We start from the raw sequence: 21,069 nt of genomic DNA on the forward strand, positions 1-21,069 counted from the left end.
TTTTGTGTACGAGGGCGGCAAACCATGGACAACCGGGAGTAGCGCACCCCGATTCGATCTGGTAAGTTCGCCCGCTTGCAGCCGCAGGGCCGAGTTCGGATCGGCAATGGACATAACCTGCGCAGTGGATTCGAGAGAGTGAGAGGCGGTCATCCATGCCCACCAAAGAAAAAGCAAAGAGCACTAGCCAGCTGGTTCGCGGTTTCCAGCCCTACGAAGAGAAGAAGGGCGAGGAATACATGAGCGAGCCGATGCGCGCTCACTTCACCGGCATCCTCAACAAGTGGAAGCTGGAGCTGATGCAGGAAGTCGACCGTACCGTGCACCATATGCAGGACGAAGCGGCCAACTTCCCCGATCCGGCCGACCGCGCCAGCCAGGAAGAAGAGTTCAGCCTGGAACTGCGCGCCCGCGACCGCGAGCGCAAGCTGATCAAGAAGATCGACGAGACCCTGCAGCTGATCGAAGACAACGACTACGGCTGGTGCGACTCCTGCGGCGTGGAAATCGGCATCCGCCGCCTCGAAGCCCGCCCCACCGCCACCCTGTGCATCGACTGCAAGACCCTGGCGGAAATCAAGGAAAAGCAGATCGGTTCCTGAACCGACGACGGGGCGCCTAGGCGCCCCGCTCTGTTTCTGCCCTTCACGCTGCGCCAGCGATGAACGACTCCTATATCGGGCGCTTCGCCCCCACCCCCAGCGGCTACCTGCATTTCGGCTCGCTGGTCGCCGCCCTCGCTTCCTACCTCGACGCCCGCGCCGCCGGCGGTCGCTGGCTGCTGCGCATGGAAGACCTCGACCCGCCGCGGGAAGTGCCCGGCGCCCAGGACGCCATCCTGCGCACCCTGGAAACCTACGGTTTCGCCTGGGACGGCGAGCTGGTGTACCAGCGCGATCGACATGCCGAGTACGCCGCGGTGATCGAGCGGCTTCTGGCTCAGGGCCTGGCCTATGCCTGCACCTGCTCGCGCAAGCAGTTGGCCGGGCACGGCGGCATCTACCCCGGCACCTGCCGCGATGCCGGCCACGCCGAGCATGGCGCCGCCATTCGCCTGCGCGTACCGCAGCTGGAATACCGCTTCGTCGACCGCGTGCAGGGCGAGTTCGGCCAGCAGCTGGGACGCGAGGTGGGCGATTTCGTCATTCGCCGCCGCGACGGCCTGTTCGCCTACCAGCTCGCCGTGGTGCTGGACGACGCCTGGCAGGGGGTGACCGACGTGGTACGCGGCGCCGACCTGCTCGACTCCACGCCGCGCCAGCTCTACCTGCAGGAACTGCTCGGGCTCCCGCAGCCGCGCTACCTGCACGTGCCGCTGATCATCCAGCCCGACGGCCACAAGCTGGGCAAGAGCTACCGCTCGCCACCGCTGCCCGCCGAACAGGCCGGCCCCCTGCTGCTGCGCGCCTTGCGTGCCCTGGGCCAGCAAGCGCCTGCCGAGTTGCAGGGCGCCGCGCCCGCCGAGCTGCTGGCCCGGGGCATCGCCCACTGGGACGCCAGCCGCATTCCGCGCAGCCGCACCCTGGCCGAGGCGCAGCTGCGCTGACAACCGCGTAGGCTGCGCTACGCGCACCGAGGCCGTATGCCCGGTCTTCATACAAGGTGCACGCGGCGCCCCCCCCCCTACATACGGCCTCAAGTTTGTGGCTTGCACCGCGCGCCTTCCTTTACCATCGCCGCATCCCCCCGACGAGATGCCGCATGTATATCTACCGATTGGTTCTGATCCTGGTGGTGGGGATCTACCTGTTCTCCCCAGCCATCATGGACTGGTGGATCGACCCCAATGGCGCCTGGTACCGGCCCTACCTGCTGTGGCTGATCCTGATCGTCGTCACCTTCATCCTGCAGAGCCAACGCGATGCTGACGAGCTTTAGCCTGAGCGAGCTGATCCTGATCAGCGCCGGCTACCTGTTGATCCTGTTCGGCGTCGCCTGGGTCAGCGAACACGGCCTGATTCCGCGCTGGATCATCCGCCATCCGCTGACCTACACCCTGTCGCTGGGCGTCTACGCCAGCGCCTGGGCCTTCTACGGCACGGTGGGCCTGGCCTACCAGTACGGTTATGGCTTCCTCGCCAGCTACCTGGGGGTGTCCGGCGCCTTTCTGCTGGCGCCGGTGCTGCTCTACCCGATCCTGCGCATCACCCGCACCTACCAGCTGTCGTCGCTGGCCGACCTGTTCGCCTTCCGCTTTCGCAGCACCTGGGCCGGGGTGCTGACCACCCTGTTCATGCTGATCGGCGTGCTGCCGCTGCTGGCCCTGCAGATCCAGGCGGTGGCCGACTCCATCGGCATCCTCAGCCGCGAGCCGCTGCAGGAGAAGGTCGCGCTGAGCTACTGCGGGCTGATCATCCTGTTCACCATCCTGTTCGGCGCCCGCCATATCGCCACCCGCGAGAAGCACGAAGGCCTGGTGTTCGCCATCGCCTTCGAGTCGCTGGTCAAGCTGGTGGCCCTCGGCGTGATCGGCTGGTACGCGCTGTACCAGGTGTTCGGCGGCCCGCGCGAGCTGGAGATGTGGCTGGTGCAGAACCAGGCCGCACTGGCGACCCTGCACACGCCGCTGCAGGAAGGCCCCTGGCGCACCCTGCTGCTGGTGTTCTTCGCCTCGGCCATCGTCATGCCGCACATGTACCACATGACCTTCACCGAAAACCTCAACCCGCGCGCCATGGTCAGCGCCAGCTGGGGCCTGCCGCTGTTTTTGCTGCTGATGAGCCTGGCGGTGCCGCTGATCCTCTGGGCCGGACTCAAGCTCGGCGCCACCACCAACCCCGAGTACTTCACCTTGGGGCTGGGCATCGCGGTGAACAGCGAGGCGCTGGCGCTGCTGGCCTACGTCGGCGGCCTGTCGGCCTCCAGCGGGCTGATCATCGTCAGCACCCTGGCGCTGTCGGGCATGGCGCTCAACCACCTGGTGCTGCCGCTGTACCAGCCGCCGGCCGAGGGCAATATCTACCGCTGGCTGAAATGGACGCGGCGCGCGCTGATCGCCTTCATCATCATGGCCGGCTACGGCTTCTACCTGCTGCTCGGCGCCCAGCAGGACCTGGCCAACCTGGGCATAGTCGCCTTCGTCGCCACCCTGCAGTTTCTCCCCGGCGTGCTCTCGGTGCTGTACTGGCCGACCGCCAACCGCCGCGGTTTCCTCGCCGGGCTGCTGGCCGGCATCGGCGTCTGGGCGCTGACCATGCTGCTGCCGCTGCTGGGCAACCTGGAAGGCTTCTACCTGCCGCTGTTCAACGTCATCTACGTGCTCGACGATGCCAGCTGGCACCTGGCGGCCATTGCCTCGCTGGCGGCCAACGTGCTGGTGTTCACCCTGGTGTCGCTGTTCACCGAGGCCAGCCCCGAGGAAAAGAGCGCCGCCGAGGCCTGCGCGGTGGACAACGTGCGCCGCCCGCAACGCCGCGAGCTGGTGGCGGTGTCGCCGCAGGAGTTCGCCGCCCAGCTGGCCAAGCCGCTCGGCGCCAAGACCGCCCAGCGCGAGGTGGAACAGGCCCTGCGCGACCTGCACCTGCCGTTCGACGAGAGCCGCCCCTATGCCCTGCGCCGCCTGCGCGACCGCATCGAGGCCAACCTCTCCGGCCTGATGGGCCCCAGCGTGGCGCAGGACATAGTCGAGACCTTCCTGCCCTACAAATCCGGCAGCGAGGGCTACGTCACCGAGGATATCCACTTCATCGAGAGCCGCCTGGAGGACTACCAGTCGCGCCTCACCGGCCTGGCCGCCGAGCTCGACGCGCTGCGCCGCTACCACCGCCAGACCCTGCAGGAACTGCCGATGGGCGTCTGCTCGCTGGCCAAGGATCAGGAGATCCTGATGTGGAACCGGGCCATGGAGGAACTCACCGAGATTCCCGCGCAGCGCATCGTCGGCTCGCGCCTGTCGGCGCTGGCCGAGCCCTGGCAGGGCCTGCTGCAGACCTTCATCGAACTGCCCGACCAGCACCTGCACAAGCAGCACCTGGCCGTCGACGGACAGATCCGCTGGCTCAACCTGCACAAGGCGGCCATCGACGAGCCGCTGGCGCCGGGCAACAGCGGCCTGGTGCTGCTGGTCGAGGACCTCACCGAAACCCAGCTGCTGGAAGACAAGCTGGTGCACTCCGAGCGCCTGGCCAGCATCGGCCGCCTGGCCGCCGGGGTGGCCCACGAGATCGGCAACCCGATCACCGGTATCGCCTGCCTGGCGCAGAACCTGCGCGAGGAGCGCGAAAGCGACCCCGAGCTGATCGAGATCAGCGGGCAGATCCTCGAGCAGACCAAGCGCGTGTCGCGCATCGTCCAGTCGCTGATGAGCTTCGCCCACTCCGGCAGCCACCAGCGCAGCGAGGAGCCGGTGTGCCTGGCCGACGTGGCGCAGGACGCCATCGGCCTGCTGTCGCTGAACAAGCGCAACTTCGACATCCAGTTCTACAACCTCTGCGACCCGCAGCACTGGGCCGAGGGCGATCCGCAGCGCCTGGCCCAGGTGCTGATCAACCTGCTGTCCAATGCCCGCGACGCCTCGCCGCCCGGCGGCGCCATCCGCGTGCGCAGCGAGGCCAGCGAACACACCGTCGACCTGATCGTCGAGGACGAAGGCAGCGGCATTCCCAAGGCGATCATCGACCGCCTGTTCGAGCCGTTCTTCACCACCAAGGACCCCGGCGAGGGCACCGGGCTGGGCCTCGCGCTGGTCTATTCGATCGTGGAAGAGCATTATGGGCAGATAACAATCGACAGCCCGGCCGACCCCGAGCGCCAACTCGGCACTCGTATTCGGGTCACCCTGCCAAGGCATGTCGAGGCGACGTCCGTAGCGATGTAACTAGCGACCAGAGACCGTCGAGAGACCGAATTGATGCCACATATTCTTATCGTCGAAGACGAAACCATTATCCGCTCTGCCTTGCGCCGCCTGCTCGAGCGCAACCAGTACCAGGTCAGCGAAGCCGGCTCGGTACAGGAAGCCCAGGAACGCTACGGCATTCCCGGCTTCGACCTGATCGTCAGCGACCTGCGCCTGCCCGGCGCGCCCGGCACCGAGTTGATCAAACTGGCCGAGGGCACCCCGGTGCTGATCATGACCAGCTACGCCAGCCTGCGCTCGGCGGTGGACTCGATGAAGATGGGCGCGGTCGACTATATCGCCAAGCCCTTCGACCACGACGAGATGCTGCAGGCCGTGGCGCGCATCCTGCGCGATCGCCAGGAAGCCAAGAGCGCGCCAGCCGCGGCCAGCGCCAGCAGCCCACGTAACGGTGGCAGCGAAAAGGTCGTGGACAACGCCAACGGCGAAATCGGCATCATCGGTTCCTGCGCCGCCATGCAGGAGCTCTACGGCAAGATCCGCAAGGTCGCTCCCACCGACTCCAACGTGCTGGTGCAGGGCGAGTCCGGCACCGGCAAGGAGCTGGTCGCCCGCGCCCTGCACAACCTGTCCAAGCGCGCCAAGGCGCCGCTGATCTCGGTCAACTGCGCGGCGATTCCGGAAACCCTGATCGAATCCGAGCTGTTCGGCCACGAAAAGGGCGCCTTCACCGGTGCCAGCGCCGGTCGCGCCGGCCTAGTGGAGGCGGCCGACGGCGGCACGCTGTTCCTCGACGAGATCGGCGAACTGCCGCTGGAGGCCCAGGCGCGCCTGCTGCGCGTGCTGCAGGAAGGCGAGATTCGCCGGGTCGGCTCGGTGCAGTCGCAGAAGGTCGACGTGCGCCTGATCGCCGCCACCCACCGCGACCTCAAGACCCTGGCCAAGACCGGCCAGTTCCGCGAAGACCTCTACTACCGCCTGCACGTCATCGCCCTCAAGCTGCCCGCCCTGCGCGAGCGCGGCAGCGACGTCAGCGAAATCGCCCAGGCCTTCCTCGCACGCCAGTGCACGCGCATGGGCCGCGAGCCGCTGCGCTTCGCCCAGGATGCCGAGCAGGCCATCCGTCACTACCCCTGGCCGGGCAACGTGCGCGAGCTGGAGAACGCCATCGAGCGTGCGGTGATCCTCTGCGAGGGCGCGGAAATCTCCGCCGACCTGCTGGGCATCGATATCGAGCTGGACGACCTGGACGACGACTTCGGCCTGCCAGCGGCTGCCGGGCAGAGCAGCAGCAACAGCCACGAGCCCACCGAAGACCTGTCGCTGGAGGACTATTTCCAGCACTTCGTGCTCGAGCACCAGGACCACATGACCGAGACCGAACTGGCGCGCAAGCTCGGCATCAGCCGCAAGTGCCTGTGGGAACGCCGCCAGCGCCTGGGCATCCCCCGGCGCAAATCCGGCGTGACCAGCGGCCCTTGACCGCGCGCGCCGGGTGACAACCGACCTGCGCGCAGGTTCCGCGGGTTGTTACCGAATCAATATCTCGTAACAAAAGCCGGGTCTAATGGTAACGAAAACCCGGCTTTTTCCTCCCTTCCGATCGACCTCCACCTGCCGCAAACCCTTGATTTACAAGGAATCGCAAAAACTGGCACGGCATCTGCTTTATCTCTGGCACAACAACAATAACAAGCAAAGCCCCACACAATAAGAACAAGACGTAACGACTCCAAAACAACAAGAACAACAAGATGGAGGCGCAGCTAACTGATTCTTTTGGAGAGGAGTTGCCCTTGGGGTTCGCCCCACGACCAGGCCGAGAACAATAAAACTGCCCCGAGGCAGCACCCGTACTGGTTGGATCACGCAAGTGTCATGGCAGCATCAGCGTCCAAAGAAATCCGTTTGCTATTGGCTCCCGCTTTCAGGGAGCACCCAACCGACCACGGTCGTTTGGGAAGGGCGAAACAACAAAAACAACGCGCCCTCAATAACAATAAAAACGAAGCACGCACCAACTTGGGGGGGAGCTTAGGCTCCCCCAGTAGCTTCCGCTCCCCGGATCCCCGCCTGCCGCTCTACACACCTTCTCCCGACACGATGCTAGAATCCGCAGCAATCATGCGGTCATCGTTTCGTCTGGCCGGTCATTTCTCCACACAGTGCATCCCATGCTGAAGAAGCTGTTCAAGTCTTTCCGCTCGCCCCTGCGCCGCGCGCAGCGCCCGCGCAGCACCCCCGAGGTGCTGAGCAGCCGGCAACACCCGATCAACCGCAACGAAATCAGCCGCCATGCCATCAGCGTGGTCGAACGCCTGCAGAAGGCCGGCTACCAGGCCTACCTGGTCGGCGGTTGCGTGCGCGACCTGCTGCTGGACATCGAGCCCAAGGATTTCGACGTGGCCACCAGCGCCACCCCCGAGCAGGTGCGCGCGGAGTTCCGCAACGCACGGGTGATCGGCCGCCGTTTCAAGCTGGTTCACGTGCATTTCGGCCGCGAGATCATCGAAGTCGCCACCTTCCGCGCCAACCACCCGCAGGGCGACGACGAAGAAAACAGCAACCTGGCGGCGCGCCACGAGAGCGGGCGCATCCTGCGCGACAACGTCTACGGCAGCCTGGAGGACGACGCCCAGCGCCGCGACTTCACCATCAACGCGCTGTACTACGACCCCTCCCAGGAACACATTCTCGACTACGCGCGCGGCATGCACGATGTGCGCAACCATCAGGTTCGGCTGATCGGCGACCCCGAGCAGCGCTACCTGGAAGACCCGGTGCGCATGCTCCGCGCGGTGCGCTTCGCCGCCAAGCTGGACTTCGACATCGAGAAGCATAGCGCCGCGCCGATCCGCCGCCTGGCGCCGATGCTGCGCGACATCCCCGCCGCGCGCCTGTTCGACGAGGTGCTCAAACTGCTGCTCGCCGGCTACGCCGAGTACACCTTCGACCTGCTGCTCGAGCACGACCTGTTCGCCCAGCTGTTCCCGGCCAGCGGCGAAGCGCTCAAGCGCAACCCCGAGTACACCGAGCGGCTGATCCGCCAGGCGCTGATCAACACCGACGAGCGCATCGCCCAGGGCAAGTCGGTGACCCCGGCCTTCCTCTTCGCCGCGCTGCTCTGGCCGGCCCTGCCGGCCCGCGTGCTACAACTGCAGGACAAGGGCATGCCGCCGATCCCGGCAATGCAGGAAGCCGCCCACGAGCTGATCGCCGAGCAGTGCCAGCGCATCGCCGTGCCCAAACGCTTCACCATCCCGATCCGCGAGATCTGGGACATGCAGGAACGCCTGCCGCGGCGCAGCGGCAAGCGCGCCGACCTGCTGTTGGACAACCCACGCTTTCGCGCCGGCTACGACTTCCTGCTGCTGCGCGAGCATGCCGGCGAGGACACCGGCGGCCTCGGCGACTGGTGGACCGACTACCAGGACGCCAGCGACAGCCAGCGCCGGCAGATGATCCGCGACCTCGCCGGTAAGCCCGAAGCAGCCGGCAGCGCGCCGCGCAAACGCCGGCGCAGCAGCGGTCGGCGCAAGCGCGACGACGCGGGCAGCGTCGGCGAGGAATGATGGAGCGGGTCTATATCGGCCTCGGCAGCAACCTGGCCGAGCCGCTGCAGCAACTGCGCGACGCCCTCGCCGCGCTCGCCCAGTTGCCGGATACCAGGCTGCTCGCCCACTCCTCCTTCTATGCCAGCGACCCGCTCGGCCCACCCGACCAGCCGCGCTACGTCAACGCCGTGGCGGCGCTGGACACGGCGCTGCAACCCTGGACGCTGCTCGACGCCCTGCAGCGTATCGAGCAGGAACAGGGCCGCGTGCGCAAGGCCGAACGCTGGGGGCCGCGCACCCTGGACCTGGATATCCTGCTGTTCGGCGAACGCTCGATCGCCGACGAACGCCTGACGGTGCCGCACTACCATATGCACGCGCGGCCCTTCGTGCTCTACCCCCTGGCCGAACTCGCCGCCGAGCTGCAGCTGCCCGACGGCCGCCGCCTGAGCGAACTGCTGGCCGCCTGCCCCTTCACCGGCCTGGAACGCCTGGCCGAGTAGCGCGGATGACATCCGGGGATTTCCCCGATTGCATCCGCAGCGGCTCTGCAGCCATGCATCACGGATTTCCTCCAGGCACTCCCCCTGACCCTGGGCGCAAGCCCGCGCCCGCTTTAGCGTCCGCCTCGCTCGCGTGCATTGGCGGTAACGCCAGTAACAGCCGGGTAACACCTGCAATTGACTTCGCCTGCCCCCATCGGGACTATAGGCGTCCCGTCGCCCGCCGCCGGGCGCACCTTTATGCCAATCCAGGCCGGATTGCCGCCGCTTAGAAGCCGCGACCGAGCCTGAGCGAGGACCCTTGAAATGCCTGACGTTACCCTGACCACCCTGCAGAGCCTCAAGCACAGCGGTGCCAAGATCGCCATGCTGACCTGCTACGACGCCACCTTCGCCCAGGCCGCCTGCCAGGCCGGGGTCGACGTGCTGCTGGTCGGCGATTCCCTGGGCATGGTGCTGCAGGGCCACGACAGCACCCTGCCGGTCAGCATCGAGGAGATGGCCTACCACACCGCCTGCGTCAAACGCGGCAACCAGGGCGCGCTGATCATCACCGATCTGCCCTTTATGGCCTACGCCACCACCGAGCAGGCGCTAGCCAACAGCGCCCGGCTGATGCAGGCCGGCGCCCATATGGTCAAGCTGGAGGGCGCCGGCTGGCTGGCCGAGCCGATCCGCCTGCTGGCCGAGCGCGGCGTGCCGGTGTGCGCGCACCTGGGCCTGACCCCGCAGGCGGTGAACATCCTCGGCGGCTACAAGGTGCAGGGCCGCCAGGAGGCCCAGGCGCGGCAGATGCGCGCAGACGCCATGGCCCTGGAACAGGCCGGCGCCGCCATGCTGCTGCTCGAATGCGTGCCCAGCGAACTGGCCGCGGAAATCAGCCAGGCGGTGAAGATTCCGGTGATCGGCATTGGCGCAGGACCCGCCACCGACGGCCAGGTGCTGGTGCAGCACGACATGCTCGGCCTGTCGCTGTCCGGCCGCGCGCCGAAGTTCGTGCGCAACTTCATGGACGGCCAGAGCAGCATCCAGGGCGCCCTCGCCGCCTACGTCCAGGCGGTCAAGGACGGCAGCTTCCCCGCCGCCGAACACGGGTTCTCCGCATGAACACGGTCAAGACCCTGCGCGAACTGCGCGCCGCCGTCGCCCAGGCCCGCGCCGAGGGCAAGCAGATCGGTTTCGTGCCGACCATGGGCAATCTGCACGCCGGCCACGTCTCCCTGGTGGAGACCGCCGTCCAGCGGGCCGACTTCGTGGTCGCCAGCATCTTCGTCAACCCGCTGCAGTTCGGCGCCGGCGAGGACCTGGCCAGCTACCCGCGGACCCTCGCCGCCGACCAGGAAAAACTCCTGGCCGCCGGCTGCCACCTGCTGTTCCACCCGGATGTGGCGGAAATCTACCCGCACGGCATGGCCGACCAGACCCGGGTGATAGTGCCCGGCGTCTCCGAAGGCCTGTGCGGCGCCAGCCGCCCCGGCCACTTCGAGGGCGTGGCCACGGTGGTGACCAAGCTGTTCAACATGGTGCAACCGGATCTGGCCGTGTTCGGCGAGAAGGACTACCAGCAACTGGCGGTGATTCGCGCCCTGGTGCACGACCTCAACATGCCGATCCAGATCATCGGCGCGCCGACCCAGCGCGCCGAGGACGGCCTGGCGCTGTCCTCGCGCAACGGCTACCTCGACGCCGCGCAGCGCGCCGCCGCCCCGGCGCTGTACCGCAGCCTGCAGGGCATCGCCAGCGAGCTGCAGCGCGGCGCCCGCGACTATCCGCGACTGATCGAGACGGCCCAGCGCCAGCAGCGCGACGCCGGCTTCGTCCCGGACTACCTGGAAATCCGCAACGCCCTCAGCCTGCGTCCGGCCCAGCTCGACGACCGCCAGCTGGTGGTGCTCACCGCCGCCCACCTGGGCAGCACCCGGCTGATCGACAATCTGCTGGTGGAACTGCCCGCCCAGTAGCTGCGCCGCGAGACCGCCGGTTACACTCGCCAGGCCCGGATAACTCCGGGCCTTTCGCTTTTCCGGATCAGGAGCCCCGATGGCCTACTACCAGCAGCCGCACGACGTCACCCGCCTGCCCGCCTGGCACGCCCTGCAGCAACACCGCGCCGAGATGGCCGGGTTCAGCATGCGCGAGGCCTTCGCCACGGACGCCCGACGCTTCCAGCGCTTCTCGCTGAACAGCTGCGGCCTGCTGCTGGACTACTCGAAGAACCTGATCGACGAACGCAGCCTCGAGCTGCTGATCCAGCTGGCCGAGCAAGCCGACCTGCAAGGCGCCATCGACGCCCTGTACAACGGCGAGCAGGTCAACGCCTCGGAAGGCCGCGCGGCCCTGCACACCGCCCTGCGCAGCCCGATCGGCCGGCGCCTGGTGGTGGACGGCGCGGACATCATCCCGCAGGTGCACCGCGTGCTGAACCAGATGACCGAGCTGGTCAGCCGCATCCACAGCGGCCTGTGGCGCGGCTACAGCGAAAAGCCGATCACCGAGGTGGTCAATATCGGCATCGGCGGCTCCTTCCTCGGCCCGCAGCTGGTCTCCGAGGCGCTGCGCCCCTTCACCCAGCGCGGCGTGCGCTGCCACTACCTGGCCAATATCGACGGCAGCGAGTTCCGCGAGCTGACCGCCCGGCTCAACCCGGAAACCACCCTGTTCATCGTCTCCAGCAAGTCCTTCGGCACCCTGGAGACGCTGAAGAACACCCTGGCCGCGCGCGACTGGTACCTGGCCATGGGCGGCCCGGAACAGGAGCTGCACCGCCATTTCATCGCCGTGACCAGCAACCGCAAGGCGGCCATCGAGTTCGGCATCGGCGAGCAGAACATCTTCCCCATGTGGGACTGGGTCGGCGGCCGCTACTCGCTGTGGTCGGCCATCGGCCTGCCCATCGCCCTGGCCATCGGCGTGTCCAACTTCAAGGAACTGCTGGCCGGCGCCTACGCCATGGACCAGCACTTCACCCAGGCCCCCCTGGCGGAGAACATGCCGGTGCTGATGGCCCTGCTGGGCATCTGGTACACCAACTTCTGGGGCGCGCAGAGCCACGCGATCCTGCCCTACGACCACTACCTGCGTAACTTCACCAAGCACCTGCAGCAGCTGGACATGGAATCCAACGGCAAGAGCGTGCGCCAGGACGGCAGCGCCCTGGACATCGCCACCGGCCCGGTGATCTGGGGCGGTGTCGGCTGCAACGGCCAGCACGCCTACCACCAGTTGCTGCACCAGGGCCGCCTGCTGGTGCCGGCGGATTTCATCGTCCCGGTCAACAGCTACAACCCGCTGTCCGACCACCACCAGTGGCTGTTCGCCAACTGCCTGTCGCAGGCCCAGGCGCTGATGCAGGGCAAGAGCCGCGCCGAGGCCGAGGCCGAGCTGCGCGCCAAGGGCCTGAGCGAGGACGAGGTGCAGCGCCTGGCGCCGCACAAGGAGATTCCCGGCAACCGGCCGAGCAATATCCTGGTGATGAACCGCATCGCGCCGTTCAACCTCGGCGCGCTGGTGGCGCTGTACGAGCACAAGGTGTTCGTGCAGAGCGCCATCTGGGGCATCAACGCCTTCGACCAGTGGGGTGTGGAGCTGGGCAAGGAGATGGGCAAGGAGGTCTACCAGCGCCTGGTCGGCCAGGTCGACAGCGCCGCCGCCGACGCCTCGACCCAGGGCCTGATCGAGCACTTCCGCGAGCACCATCGCGGCTGAATCGCACAATCTGCTGGCCTGGGTTGAGCGCAGCGATACCCAGGCCCCCGACGCGGGCATGACCGGTCTCGCGACGCTCAGGCAATCGACGCACTTGAACCGAGCGCCTGCTTGGGTGCACCCTTGGGATTGTTGCGGACAGACAACAACAAGGACCCCGCCATGTTCGAGATCACCCGCCACCCCGTGGCCGACGCGGTGCGCCAGCGCGCACATCTGGACAACGACGCCTACCTGCGCCTGTACCGGCAATCCGTCGAGCAGCCCGAGACTTTCTGGGCCGAGCAGGCCAAGGCCTTCCTCGACTGGTTCCAGCCCTGGGACCGGGTGCACGCCAGCGACCTCAAGCAGGGCCACGCCGAATGGTTCAAGGGCGGCCAGCTCAACGTCGCCTACAACTGCATCGACCGCCATCTGCAACAGCGCGGCGAACAGATCGCCATCATCTGGGAAGGCGACAACCCGGCCGAGTCGGCGCATATCACCTACAACAAGCTGCACCACAACGTCAGCCGCCTGGCCAACGTGCTCAAGCGCCGTGGCGTGAAGAAGGGTGACCGGGTGTGCATCTACATGCCGATGATCCCCGAGGCGGCCTACGCCATGCTCGCCTGCGCGCGCATCGGCGCCGTGCATTCGGTGGTGTTCGGCGGTTTCTCCCCGGATGCCCTGCGCGACCGCATCCTCGATGCCGACTGCCGCACCGTGATCACCGCCGACGAGGGCGTGCGCGGCGGCAAGTACATTCCGTTGAAGAACAACGTCGACCAGGCCCTGCAGAGCTGCCCGAACGTCAGCACGGTGGTGGTGGTCGAGCGCACCCAGGGCGACGTGGCCTGGGTGGAAGGCCGCGACCTCTGGTACCACCAGGCGCTCAAGGAGGTCGATACCGACTGCCCGGCCGAGCCGATGGACGCCGAAGACCCGCTGTTCATCCTCTATACCTCCGGCAGTACCGGCAAACCCAAGGGCGTGCTGCATACCACCGGCGGCTACCTGCTGGGCGCGGCGATGACCCACAAGTACGTGTTCGACTACCACGAGGGCGACATCTACTGGTGCACCGCCGACGTCGGCTGGGTCACCGGCCACAGCTACATCGTCTACGGACCACTGGCCAACGGCGCCACCACCCTGATGTTCGAGGGCGTGCCCAACTACCCGGACGCCTCGCGCTTCTGGCAGGTGATCGACAAGCACCAGGTGAACATCTTCTACACCGCACCGACGGCCCTGCGCGCGCTGATGCGCGAGGGCGAAGGTCCGGTCAAGGCCACTTCGCGTTCGAGCCTGCGCCTGCTCGGCTCGGTGGGCGAGCCGATCAACCCGGAAGCCTGGGAGTGGTACTACCACGTGGTCGGCGACACCCGCTGCCCGATCGTCGACACCTGGTGGCAGACCGAAACCGGCTCGATCCTGATCACCCCGCTGCCCGGCGCCACCGACCTCAAGCCCGGCTCGGCGACCCGGCCGTTCTTCGGCGTACAGCCGGTGCTGCTCGACGAACAGGGCAAGGAAATCGAGGGCCCCGGCGCCGGCGTCCTGGCGATCAAGGCCAGCTGGCCGAGCCAGATCCGCAGCGTCTACGGCGACCACCAGCGGATGATCGACACCTACTTCAAGCCCTACCCAGGCTACTACTTCACCGGAGACGGCGCGCGCCGCGACGAGGACGGTTACTACTGGATCACCGGCCGCGTCGACGACGTGATCAACGTCTCCGGCCACCGCATCGGCACCGCCGAGGTGGAAAGCGCCCTGGTGCTGCACGATGCGGTGGCCGAGGCGGCGGTGGTCGGCTACCCGCACGACGTCAAGGGCCAGGGCATCTACGCCTACGTCACCCTGATGAAGGGCAGCGAGCCCAGCGATGCGCTGAAGAAGGAATTGCTGAGCCTGGTCGGCAAGGAGATCGGCAGCTTCGCCAAGCCGGAGCTGATCCAGTGGGCGCCGGGCCTGCCCAAGACCCGCTCGGGCAAGATCATGCGGCGCATCCTGCGCAAGATCGCCTGCAACGAGCTGGACAACATGGGCGACACCTCGACCCTGGCCGACCCCAGCGTGGTCGACAGCCTGATCGAGCAGCGCCTCAACCGCTGATCCAGCAGTCCCTTGTCCCGCGCATGCGGGACAAGGGCCGCCTTGTCTTGCACCGACCAAGCGCCGAAACTGCGCGCCATGGAAAGCCTACGTCGTCAGATCGAAAAACAGGTGCACAGCCTCACCGGCGCCTCGCTGGGCGTGCTCGACCTCGACCAGCCGCGCGGTGATGCCGGCCTGTTCGGCCCGCAGTCGATGGTCTGGCAAGTGCACGCCGACTTCACCGCGATGATGGTCGGCGGCATTTCCGCCCTGCTCCTGCAGATGCTCCACCCGCTGGCGCTGGCCGGCGTATGGGATCACTCCAGCTTTCGCCAGGACATGCTCGGCCGACTGCGCCGTACCAGCCTATTCATCGCCGGCACCACCTACGGCGGCCTGCACGATGCCGAGCAGCTGATCGACAAGGTGCGCACTATTCATCTGCAGGTGGTCGGCAGCGCGCCGGACGGTCGCCCTTACAGCGCCAGCGATCCCGAGCTGCTGACCTGGGTGCACGTCTCCGAGGTCAGCCAGTTTCTCGCCGGCTACCTGCGTTACGTCGACCCGCGGCTGCCGGTGGCCGAGCAGGATCGCTACTACCGCGAAGTGGCGCTGATCGCCGAGCGCCTCGGTGCGCAGGACGTGCCCAAATCGCAGCGGGCCATCGCCGACTATCTGCAGCGCATGCGCCCGCACCTGCTCTGCGATGAGCGTACCCGCGAAGTGGTGCGACTGCTCTACGCCGCGCCGATGCCCAGCATCCTGGCCAAGCCTTTCGGCAGCCTGATGCTGCAGGCCGGCGTCGACCTGCTGCCGGACTGGGCCAGCGACCTGCTCGGCGAACGCCAGGCGGCCTGGCGCCGGCCCTTGATCCGCGCCAGCGTGCAACGCACCGCCAACGTGCTGCGCTGGGCCGTGCGCAACAGCGCCGCGCAGCGCGCCCGCCGTCGCCTGGCGCCTTAGCAGGCGTGGCTGGCCGGTCACGGTCAGCCATGCGACCATCAGCGTCTTTCCGGTCATTGTCTGAACCGATTCGAGGACCAGCATATGCAAGACGTCGTCATAGTCGCCGCCACCCGCACCGCCATCGGCAGCTTCCAGGGCAGCCTGGCCGAGATTCCCGCCCCCGAACTCGGCGCCATCGTGATCAAGCGCCTGCTGCAGCAGACCGGCCTCGACGCCGCCCAGGTCGATGAAGTCATCCTCGGCCAGGTGCTCACCGCCGGCAGTGGCCAGAACCCGGCACGCCAGGCGGCGATCCGCGCCGGCCTGCCGCATGCCGTGCCGGCCATGACCCTGAACAAGGTCTGCGGCTCGGGCCTGAAGGCCCTGCACCTGGCCGCCCAGGCGATTCGCTGCGGCGACGCCGAAGTGATCATCGCCGGCGGCATGGAGAACATGAGCCTGGCCCCCTACGTGCTGCCCAAGGCCCGTACCGGCCTGCGCATGGGCCACGCCCAGCTGCAGGACAGCATGATCCTGGACGGCCTGTGGGACGCCTTCAACGACTACCATATGGGCATCACCGCGGAGAACCTGGTGGAGAAATACGGGATTTCCCGCGACGCCCAGGACGCCTTCGCCGCCGCCTCGCAGCAGAAGGCCTGCACGGCCATCGAGACCGGTCGCTTCGATGCCGAGATCGCCCCGGTGCTGATCCCGCAGCGCAAGGGCGATCCCGTCGCCTTCGCTCGTGACGAACAGCCGCGCGCCGGCACCACCGCCGAGGCGCTGGGCAAGCTCAAGCCGGCGTTCAAGAAGGACGGCAGCGTCACCGCCGGTAACGCCTCCAGCCTCAACGACGGCGCCGCTGCCGTGCTGCTGATGAGCGCCGAAAAAGCTCAGACCCTCGGCCTGCCGGTGCTGGCCAGGATCAAGGCCTACGCCAATGCCGGCGTCGACCCGGCGATCATGGGCATCGCCCCGGTCTCGGCCACCCGCCGCTGCCTGGACAAGGCCGGCTGGAACCTCGCCGAGCTGGACCTGATCGAAGCCAACGAGGCCTTCGCCGCCCAGGCCCTGGCGGTCGGCCAGGAGCTGGGCTGGGACGCGGCCAAGGTCAACGTCAACGGCGGCGCCATCGCCCTCGGCCATCCCATCGGCGCCTCGGGCTGCCGTGTGCTGGTGACCCTGCTGCACGAGATGATCCGCCGCGACGCGAAGAAGGGCCTGGCCACCCTGTGCATCGGCGGCGGCCAGGGCGTGGCGCTGGCCATCGAGCGCTAAGCCAAAGCCGTAGCTTGGGTCGAGGGGCGCAGCCCCGAAGCCCAACAGGGGGCTACCCGGCGCGCCCGACAGACCGCCGTTGGGTTTCGCTGAGCTCAACCCAACCTACGCCGGCTGCAATCGCCACAATGCGCCGACCGAGGGTCGGCGTTTTTCTTGCTAAACTGCCGGCCTTTCCTTTCTCCGAGATGCCGCGCATGCCTGCTCTTGATCTGGCGCTGCGCGCCGCCCTCGATGCCCGCCAACCGCTGCTGGGTGAACTGCACGCCCAGGGTACCGACTGCTACCGCCTGTTCCACGGCAGCCAGGAAGGCGCCCCCGGCCTCACCCTCGATCGCTACGGCCCGCAGCTGCTGGTGCAAAGTTTTCACCAACCGCTGCAGCGCGAGGCGCTGCTCGGGCTGCACAGGGCCATCAACGAGCGTCTCGGCCTCGACCTGCACCTGGTCTACAACGACCGCGCAGGCGGCAATTCGCGCGTCGACCGCCGCGACGCGGTGTATCAGGCCACGCCCGAGGCACTGGACGATATGCTCGGCCAGGAGTGGGGCCTGAACTATCGGGTGCGTGGCCGCCATCCCGGGCAGGACCCGCTGCTGTTTCTCGACCTGCGCAACGCCCGCGGCTGGATCAAGGCCAACAGCGCCGGCCAGTCCGTGCTCAACCTGTTCGCCTACACCTGCGGCGTCGGCCTCTGCGCCGCGGCCGGCGGCGCGCGCGAGGTTGTCAACCTGGACTTCGCCGAGGGCAACCTGGCGGTGGGCCGCGAGAACGGCGCGCTGAACCCCGCCCTGCCGGCCATGCAGTTCGTCCAGTCCGACTACTTCCCGGCGATCCGCCAGTTGGCCGACCTGCCCGTCGCCAGTCGCCGCGGACAGAAACTGCCGGCCTATCCGCGTCTGGCGCCGCGCCAGTTCGACCTGGTGTTCCTCGACCCGCCGGCCTGGGCCAGGAGCGCCTTCGGCACCGTCGACCTGCTGCGCGACTACCAGAGCCTGCTCAAGCCGGCGATCCTGGCCACCGCCGAGGGCGGCACGCTGGTGTGCTGCAACAACCTGGCGAAGGTGGAGCTGGCCGACTGGCGCGAGCAGGTGCTGCGTTGCGCCGCCAAGCTCGGCCGCCCGCTGCGCGACTGCCAGGTGCTGCCGCCGGCCGCCGACTTCCCCTCGCACGACGCCAAGCCGCCGCTGAAGACCCTGATCCTGAGGCTCTGAGCGACCCGCGGCAGAGAAAAATGCGCGGTGCGGCGCACGCCCGGAACCGAACCGGCGTGCCATACTCCAAGGCATCTCTTCGTCTGGATAGATGACGCCTCGCCATGCCCAAAGGACTGAAGCGCGCGCTGAGCGCCCTGTTGATCGCCCTCTTCCTCTACAGCCTGATCGGCTTCCTGATTCTGCCGGGCATCGCCCTGCGCATCGCCAACCAGCAGCTGGCGCAGTACGCCAGCGTGCCGGCCAGCCTGCAGCGCCTGCAGCTCAACCCCTTCAGCCTGGAGCTGCGCCTGTGGGGCCTGGCCATCGGCGAGCCGCAGCGGCCACAGCTCGGCTTGGCGCAGCTGTACGCCAACCTGCAACTGGACAGCCTGTGGAGCGGCGCCCTGCACCTGGCCGAGGTCGAGCTGGACGGCGCGCACGGCGAGGTGCTGTTCGCCAAGGACGGCACGCTCAACCTCACGCAGCTGTTCAAACTGCCGGAGAGCCCGGCGGACGCCGCCGACGCGCCGCCAAGCGAGCCCTTTCCGCTGCGCATCGACAAGGTCGGGCTGCGCGAAAACTCCCTGCACTTCCAGGACCTGCGCCCCAGCGAGCCGGTGGAGTTCGCCTACGACTCGCTCAACCTGGAACTGCACAACCTCAGCACCCTGGCCGGCGACAACGCCGAAATGACCCTGACCGCCACCGGCCCCCATGGCGGCCGCATCGACTGGCAGGGCCGCATAGGCCTGGTGCCGCTGACCTCCAGCGGCAACCTCAAGCTCAGCGACGGCCGCCTGCGCGCCATCTGGCCCTATGTGCGCGATGCCCTGCCGCTGGTCTTGCAGGAAGGCCAGGTCGATCTGAGCAGCGACTACCGCCTCGATCTGTCCAGCGGTACCGAGCTGCAGCTGAGCAAGCTCGCCATCCAGCTGGCCCCCCTCGCCATCGACAGCCCCGAAGGCAAGCCGCTGCTGCGCCTGCAGCGCCTCGACGTCGCCGACGCCAGCCTGGACCTGGCCAAGCAGCAGGTGCTCATCGGCCAGGTGCGCAGCCAGGGCCTGGAAGCCTGGGCCGCGCGCGAGGCCGACGGCGAGCTGGACTGGCAGAAGCTGTTGGCCGGCAAACCGACGGCAGCCAGCGAGCCGGCGCCGGCCGAGGAGGCGAGCAAACCCTGGCAGGTGCTGCTGCGCGACGTGCAGTTGCGCGACTACCAGGCCCACCTGGTCGACCGCGTGCCGCAACAGGCAGTGGCGCTGGACGTCGGCCCGCTGAACCTCGAGCTGAGCGACTTCGACAGCCTCGGCGACAAGCCCTTCGGCCTCAAGCTGGATACCGGCCTGGGCAAACAGGGCAAGCTGCAGGCAGCCGGCCAGGTGCAGCTGCAGCCCACCAGCGCCCAGCTCAAGGTCGCCACCCAGGACATCGACCTGCGCCTGGCCCAGGCCTATCTCAGCCCCTTTATCCGCCTGGAACTGCGTAGCGGCCTGCTCGGCAGCGACCTCGAGGTGCAACTCAAGAGCACCGCGCCGCTGGCGCTCCAGGTGAGCGGCAGCGCCAGGATCGACCAGCTGCACACCCTCGACACCCTGCGCGAGCGCGACTTCCTGCGCTGGCAGCAGGTGCGGGTGAACGGCCTCGACTATCGCCACGGCGAAAGCCTGGCCATCGAGCAGGTCGAGCTGGAGCAGCCCTATGCGCGCTTCGTGATCAACGAGAACCTGACCACCAACGTCAGCGAGCTGATCGTGCCGCAGCCTGCCGCGCCGGCTGAGGCTCAGGCGGATGCGGGCAAACCGCTGGCCGTGCGCATCGGCGGCGTGACCATCAACGACGGTTCGGCCAACTTCGCCGACTTCAGCCTGACCCCCAGCTTCGCCACCGCCATCCAGCAGATGAACGGCCGCATCGGCACCCTCGACAACCAGAGCCCGCAGGCCGCCAGCGTCGACATCCGGGGCAAGGTGGACAAGTACGCGCCGGTCAGCGTCAAGGGCAAGCTCACCCCCTTCGACCCGCTCAACAGCCTGGACATCGCCACCAGCTTCAAGAATGTCGAGCTGACCACCATCACCCCCTACTCCGGCAAGTTCGCCGGCTACCGCATCCGCAAGGGCCGGCTCAACCTCGACCTGCACTACCGCATCGAGAAGGGCCAGCTCAACGCCGAGAACAAGGTGCTGGTAGAGAACCTGCAGCTGGGCGAGAAGGTCGACAGCCCGGACGCCGTCGACCTGCCGATCCGCCTGGCGGTTGCCCTGCTCAAGGACACCGAGGGCAAGATCGCCATCGAGCTGCCGGTCAAGGGCGACCTCAACAACCCCGAGTTCAGCGTCATGCCCATCGTCTGGCAGACCCTGCGCAACCTGGTGCTGCGCGCGGCGCAGGCACCGTTCAAGTTCGTCGCCGGCCTGGTCGCCGGCGGCAGCGACGTCGACCTCAGCACCGTGCCGTTCGACGCCGGCTCGGACGCCCTGAGCGACGACGCACGCCAGGCCCTCGACACCCTGGCCAAGGCCCTGCAGGAACGCCCGGCGCTGCGCCTGGAAGTGGAAGGCCAGAGCGCCCAGCGCGCCGACGGCCCGCTGCTGGCCGAGCAGCGCCTGCAACGTGAATTCCGCGAGACCTGGTACAAGATGCTGCAGCGCCGCGGCGACAAGGTGCCGGCCAGCGCCGACGAGCTGGTGGTGGACGAGGACGACCAGGCGATCCTGCTCGAAGGCATCTACCGCGCCCGCCTCAAGCAGCAGCCGCCGGCCGAATGGGCCGAACTCGACGACGAGCAGCGTCATCAGCTTATGCGCCAGGCCGTGCTCGACTCCTGGGCGCAGAGCAAGCTGCTGCTGCGCCAGCTGGCTCAGCAGCGCGCGGCGGCGATCAAGGACTACCTGGTCGCCCAAGGCGGCCTGGCCGACGAACGCCTGTACCTGATCGATGTCAATCTAGGAGAGCCCGAAGCCGATGGCCGCGTGCTCACCCCGCTCCACCTGGACAGCGAGTAGCGC

Annotated in this window: 15 protein-coding genes; all 15 read left to right on the forward strand. The window is 67.7% G+C overall.

The window, feature by feature from the left end; genetic code table 11:
- Positions 1–155 precede the first annotated feature (155 nt).
- The 15 genes from dksA (at position 156) to ACW9UL_RS18415 (ending at position 21,066) form a co-directional block, all read left to right on the forward strand.
- On the forward strand, positions 156–602 hold the full coding sequence (gene dksA / locus ACW9UL_RS18345) for an RNA polymerase-binding protein DksA (RefSeq protein ID WP_021441858.1): 447 nt from the start codon (positions 156–158) through the stop codon (positions 600–602).
- 59 nt (positions 603–661) lie between these two features.
- Complete coding sequence (gluQRS, locus tag ACW9UL_RS18350) at positions 662–1,546, forward strand: tRNA glutamyl-Q(34) synthetase GluQRS (RefSeq protein ID WP_457787883.1); 885 nt, start codon at positions 662–664, stop codon at positions 1,544–1,546.
- Positions 1,547–1,701: 155 nt separating this feature from the next.
- A complete protein-coding gene (locus tag ACW9UL_RS18355) occupies positions 1,702–1,878 on the forward strand; it encodes a hypothetical protein (RefSeq protein ID WP_003244646.1) in 177 nt (58 codons plus the stop codon).
- Positions 1,862–4,816, forward strand: a complete 2,955-nt coding sequence (locus tag ACW9UL_RS18360) for a sensor histidine kinase (RefSeq protein WP_021441860.1) — start codon at positions 1,862–1,864, stop codon at positions 4,814–4,816. Before ACW9UL_RS18355 ends, ACW9UL_RS18360 begins: the two co-directional genes overlap by 17 nt.
- A gap of 33 nt (positions 4,817–4,849) precedes the next feature.
- Positions 4,850–6,280, forward strand: coding sequence for a sigma-54-dependent transcriptional regulator (locus ACW9UL_RS18365; protein WP_021441861.1), 1,431 nt, complete (start codon positions 4,850–4,852; stop codon positions 6,278–6,280).
- Between the two features lie 692 nt (positions 6,281–6,972).
- Positions 6,973–8,370, forward strand: coding sequence for a polynucleotide adenylyltransferase PcnB (locus tag ACW9UL_RS18370; protein ID WP_457787884.1), 1,398 nt, complete (start codon positions 6,973–6,975; stop codon positions 8,368–8,370).
- A complete protein-coding gene (gene folK, locus ACW9UL_RS18375; protein WP_031302545.1) occupies positions 8,367–8,855 on the forward strand; it encodes a 2-amino-4-hydroxy-6-hydroxymethyldihydropteridine diphosphokinase in 489 nt (162 codons plus the stop codon). The genes ACW9UL_RS18370 and folK overlap by 4 nt, the downstream gene beginning before the upstream one ends.
- Positions 8,856–9,161: 306 nt before the next feature.
- Positions 9,162–9,962 carry a 3-methyl-2-oxobutanoate hydroxymethyltransferase gene (gene panB / locus ACW9UL_RS18380; protein ID WP_122110173.1) on the forward strand — a complete coding sequence of 267 codons (801 nt, stop codon included), beginning with the start codon at positions 9,162–9,164 and terminating at the stop codon, positions 9,960–9,962.
- Entirely contained in the window at positions 9,959–10,816 is an 858-nt protein-coding gene (gene panC, locus ACW9UL_RS18385; RefSeq protein WP_397497982.1) for a pantoate--beta-alanine ligase, read from the forward strand. Before panB ends, panC begins: the two co-directional genes overlap by 4 nt.
- 79 nt (positions 10,817–10,895) lie before the next feature.
- Positions 10,896–12,560, forward strand: a complete 1,665-nt coding sequence (gene pgi, locus ACW9UL_RS18390; protein WP_457787885.1) for a glucose-6-phosphate isomerase — start codon at positions 10,896–10,898, stop codon at positions 12,558–12,560.
- 162 nt (positions 12,561–12,722) lie between these two features.
- Complete coding sequence (acs, locus tag ACW9UL_RS18395) at positions 12,723–14,660, forward strand: acetate--CoA ligase (RefSeq protein ID WP_457787886.1); 1,938 nt, start codon at positions 12,723–12,725, stop codon at positions 14,658–14,660.
- 78 nt (positions 14,661–14,738) lie between these two features.
- Positions 14,739–15,605, forward strand: coding sequence for an oxygenase MpaB family protein (locus ACW9UL_RS18400; RefSeq protein ID WP_457787887.1), 867 nt, complete (start codon positions 14,739–14,741; stop codon positions 15,603–15,605).
- Positions 15,606–15,689: 84 nt separating this feature from the next.
- Positions 15,690–16,868: an acetyl-CoA C-acetyltransferase gene (locus ACW9UL_RS18405; RefSeq protein ID WP_457787888.1), complete on the forward strand. Its 1,179-nt coding sequence runs from the start codon at positions 15,690–15,692 to the stop codon at positions 16,866–16,868.
- A 197-nt stretch (positions 16,869–17,065) separates the two neighbouring features.
- The gene (locus ACW9UL_RS18410) at positions 17,066–18,082 is read left to right on the forward strand and encodes a class I SAM-dependent rRNA methyltransferase (RefSeq protein WP_457787889.1); all 1,017 of its coding nucleotides are present in this window, start codon (positions 17,066–17,068) and stop codon (positions 18,080–18,082) included.
- A 104-nt stretch (positions 18,083–18,186) separates the two neighbouring features.
- Positions 18,187–21,066: a DUF748 domain-containing protein gene (locus ACW9UL_RS18415; RefSeq protein WP_457787890.1), complete on the forward strand. Its 2,880-nt coding sequence runs from the start codon at positions 18,187–18,189 to the stop codon at positions 21,064–21,066.
- The last annotated feature ends 3 nt before the right edge of the window (positions 21,067–21,069 follow it).

Source organism: Pseudomonas sp. PL-6, assembly GCF_054110165.1.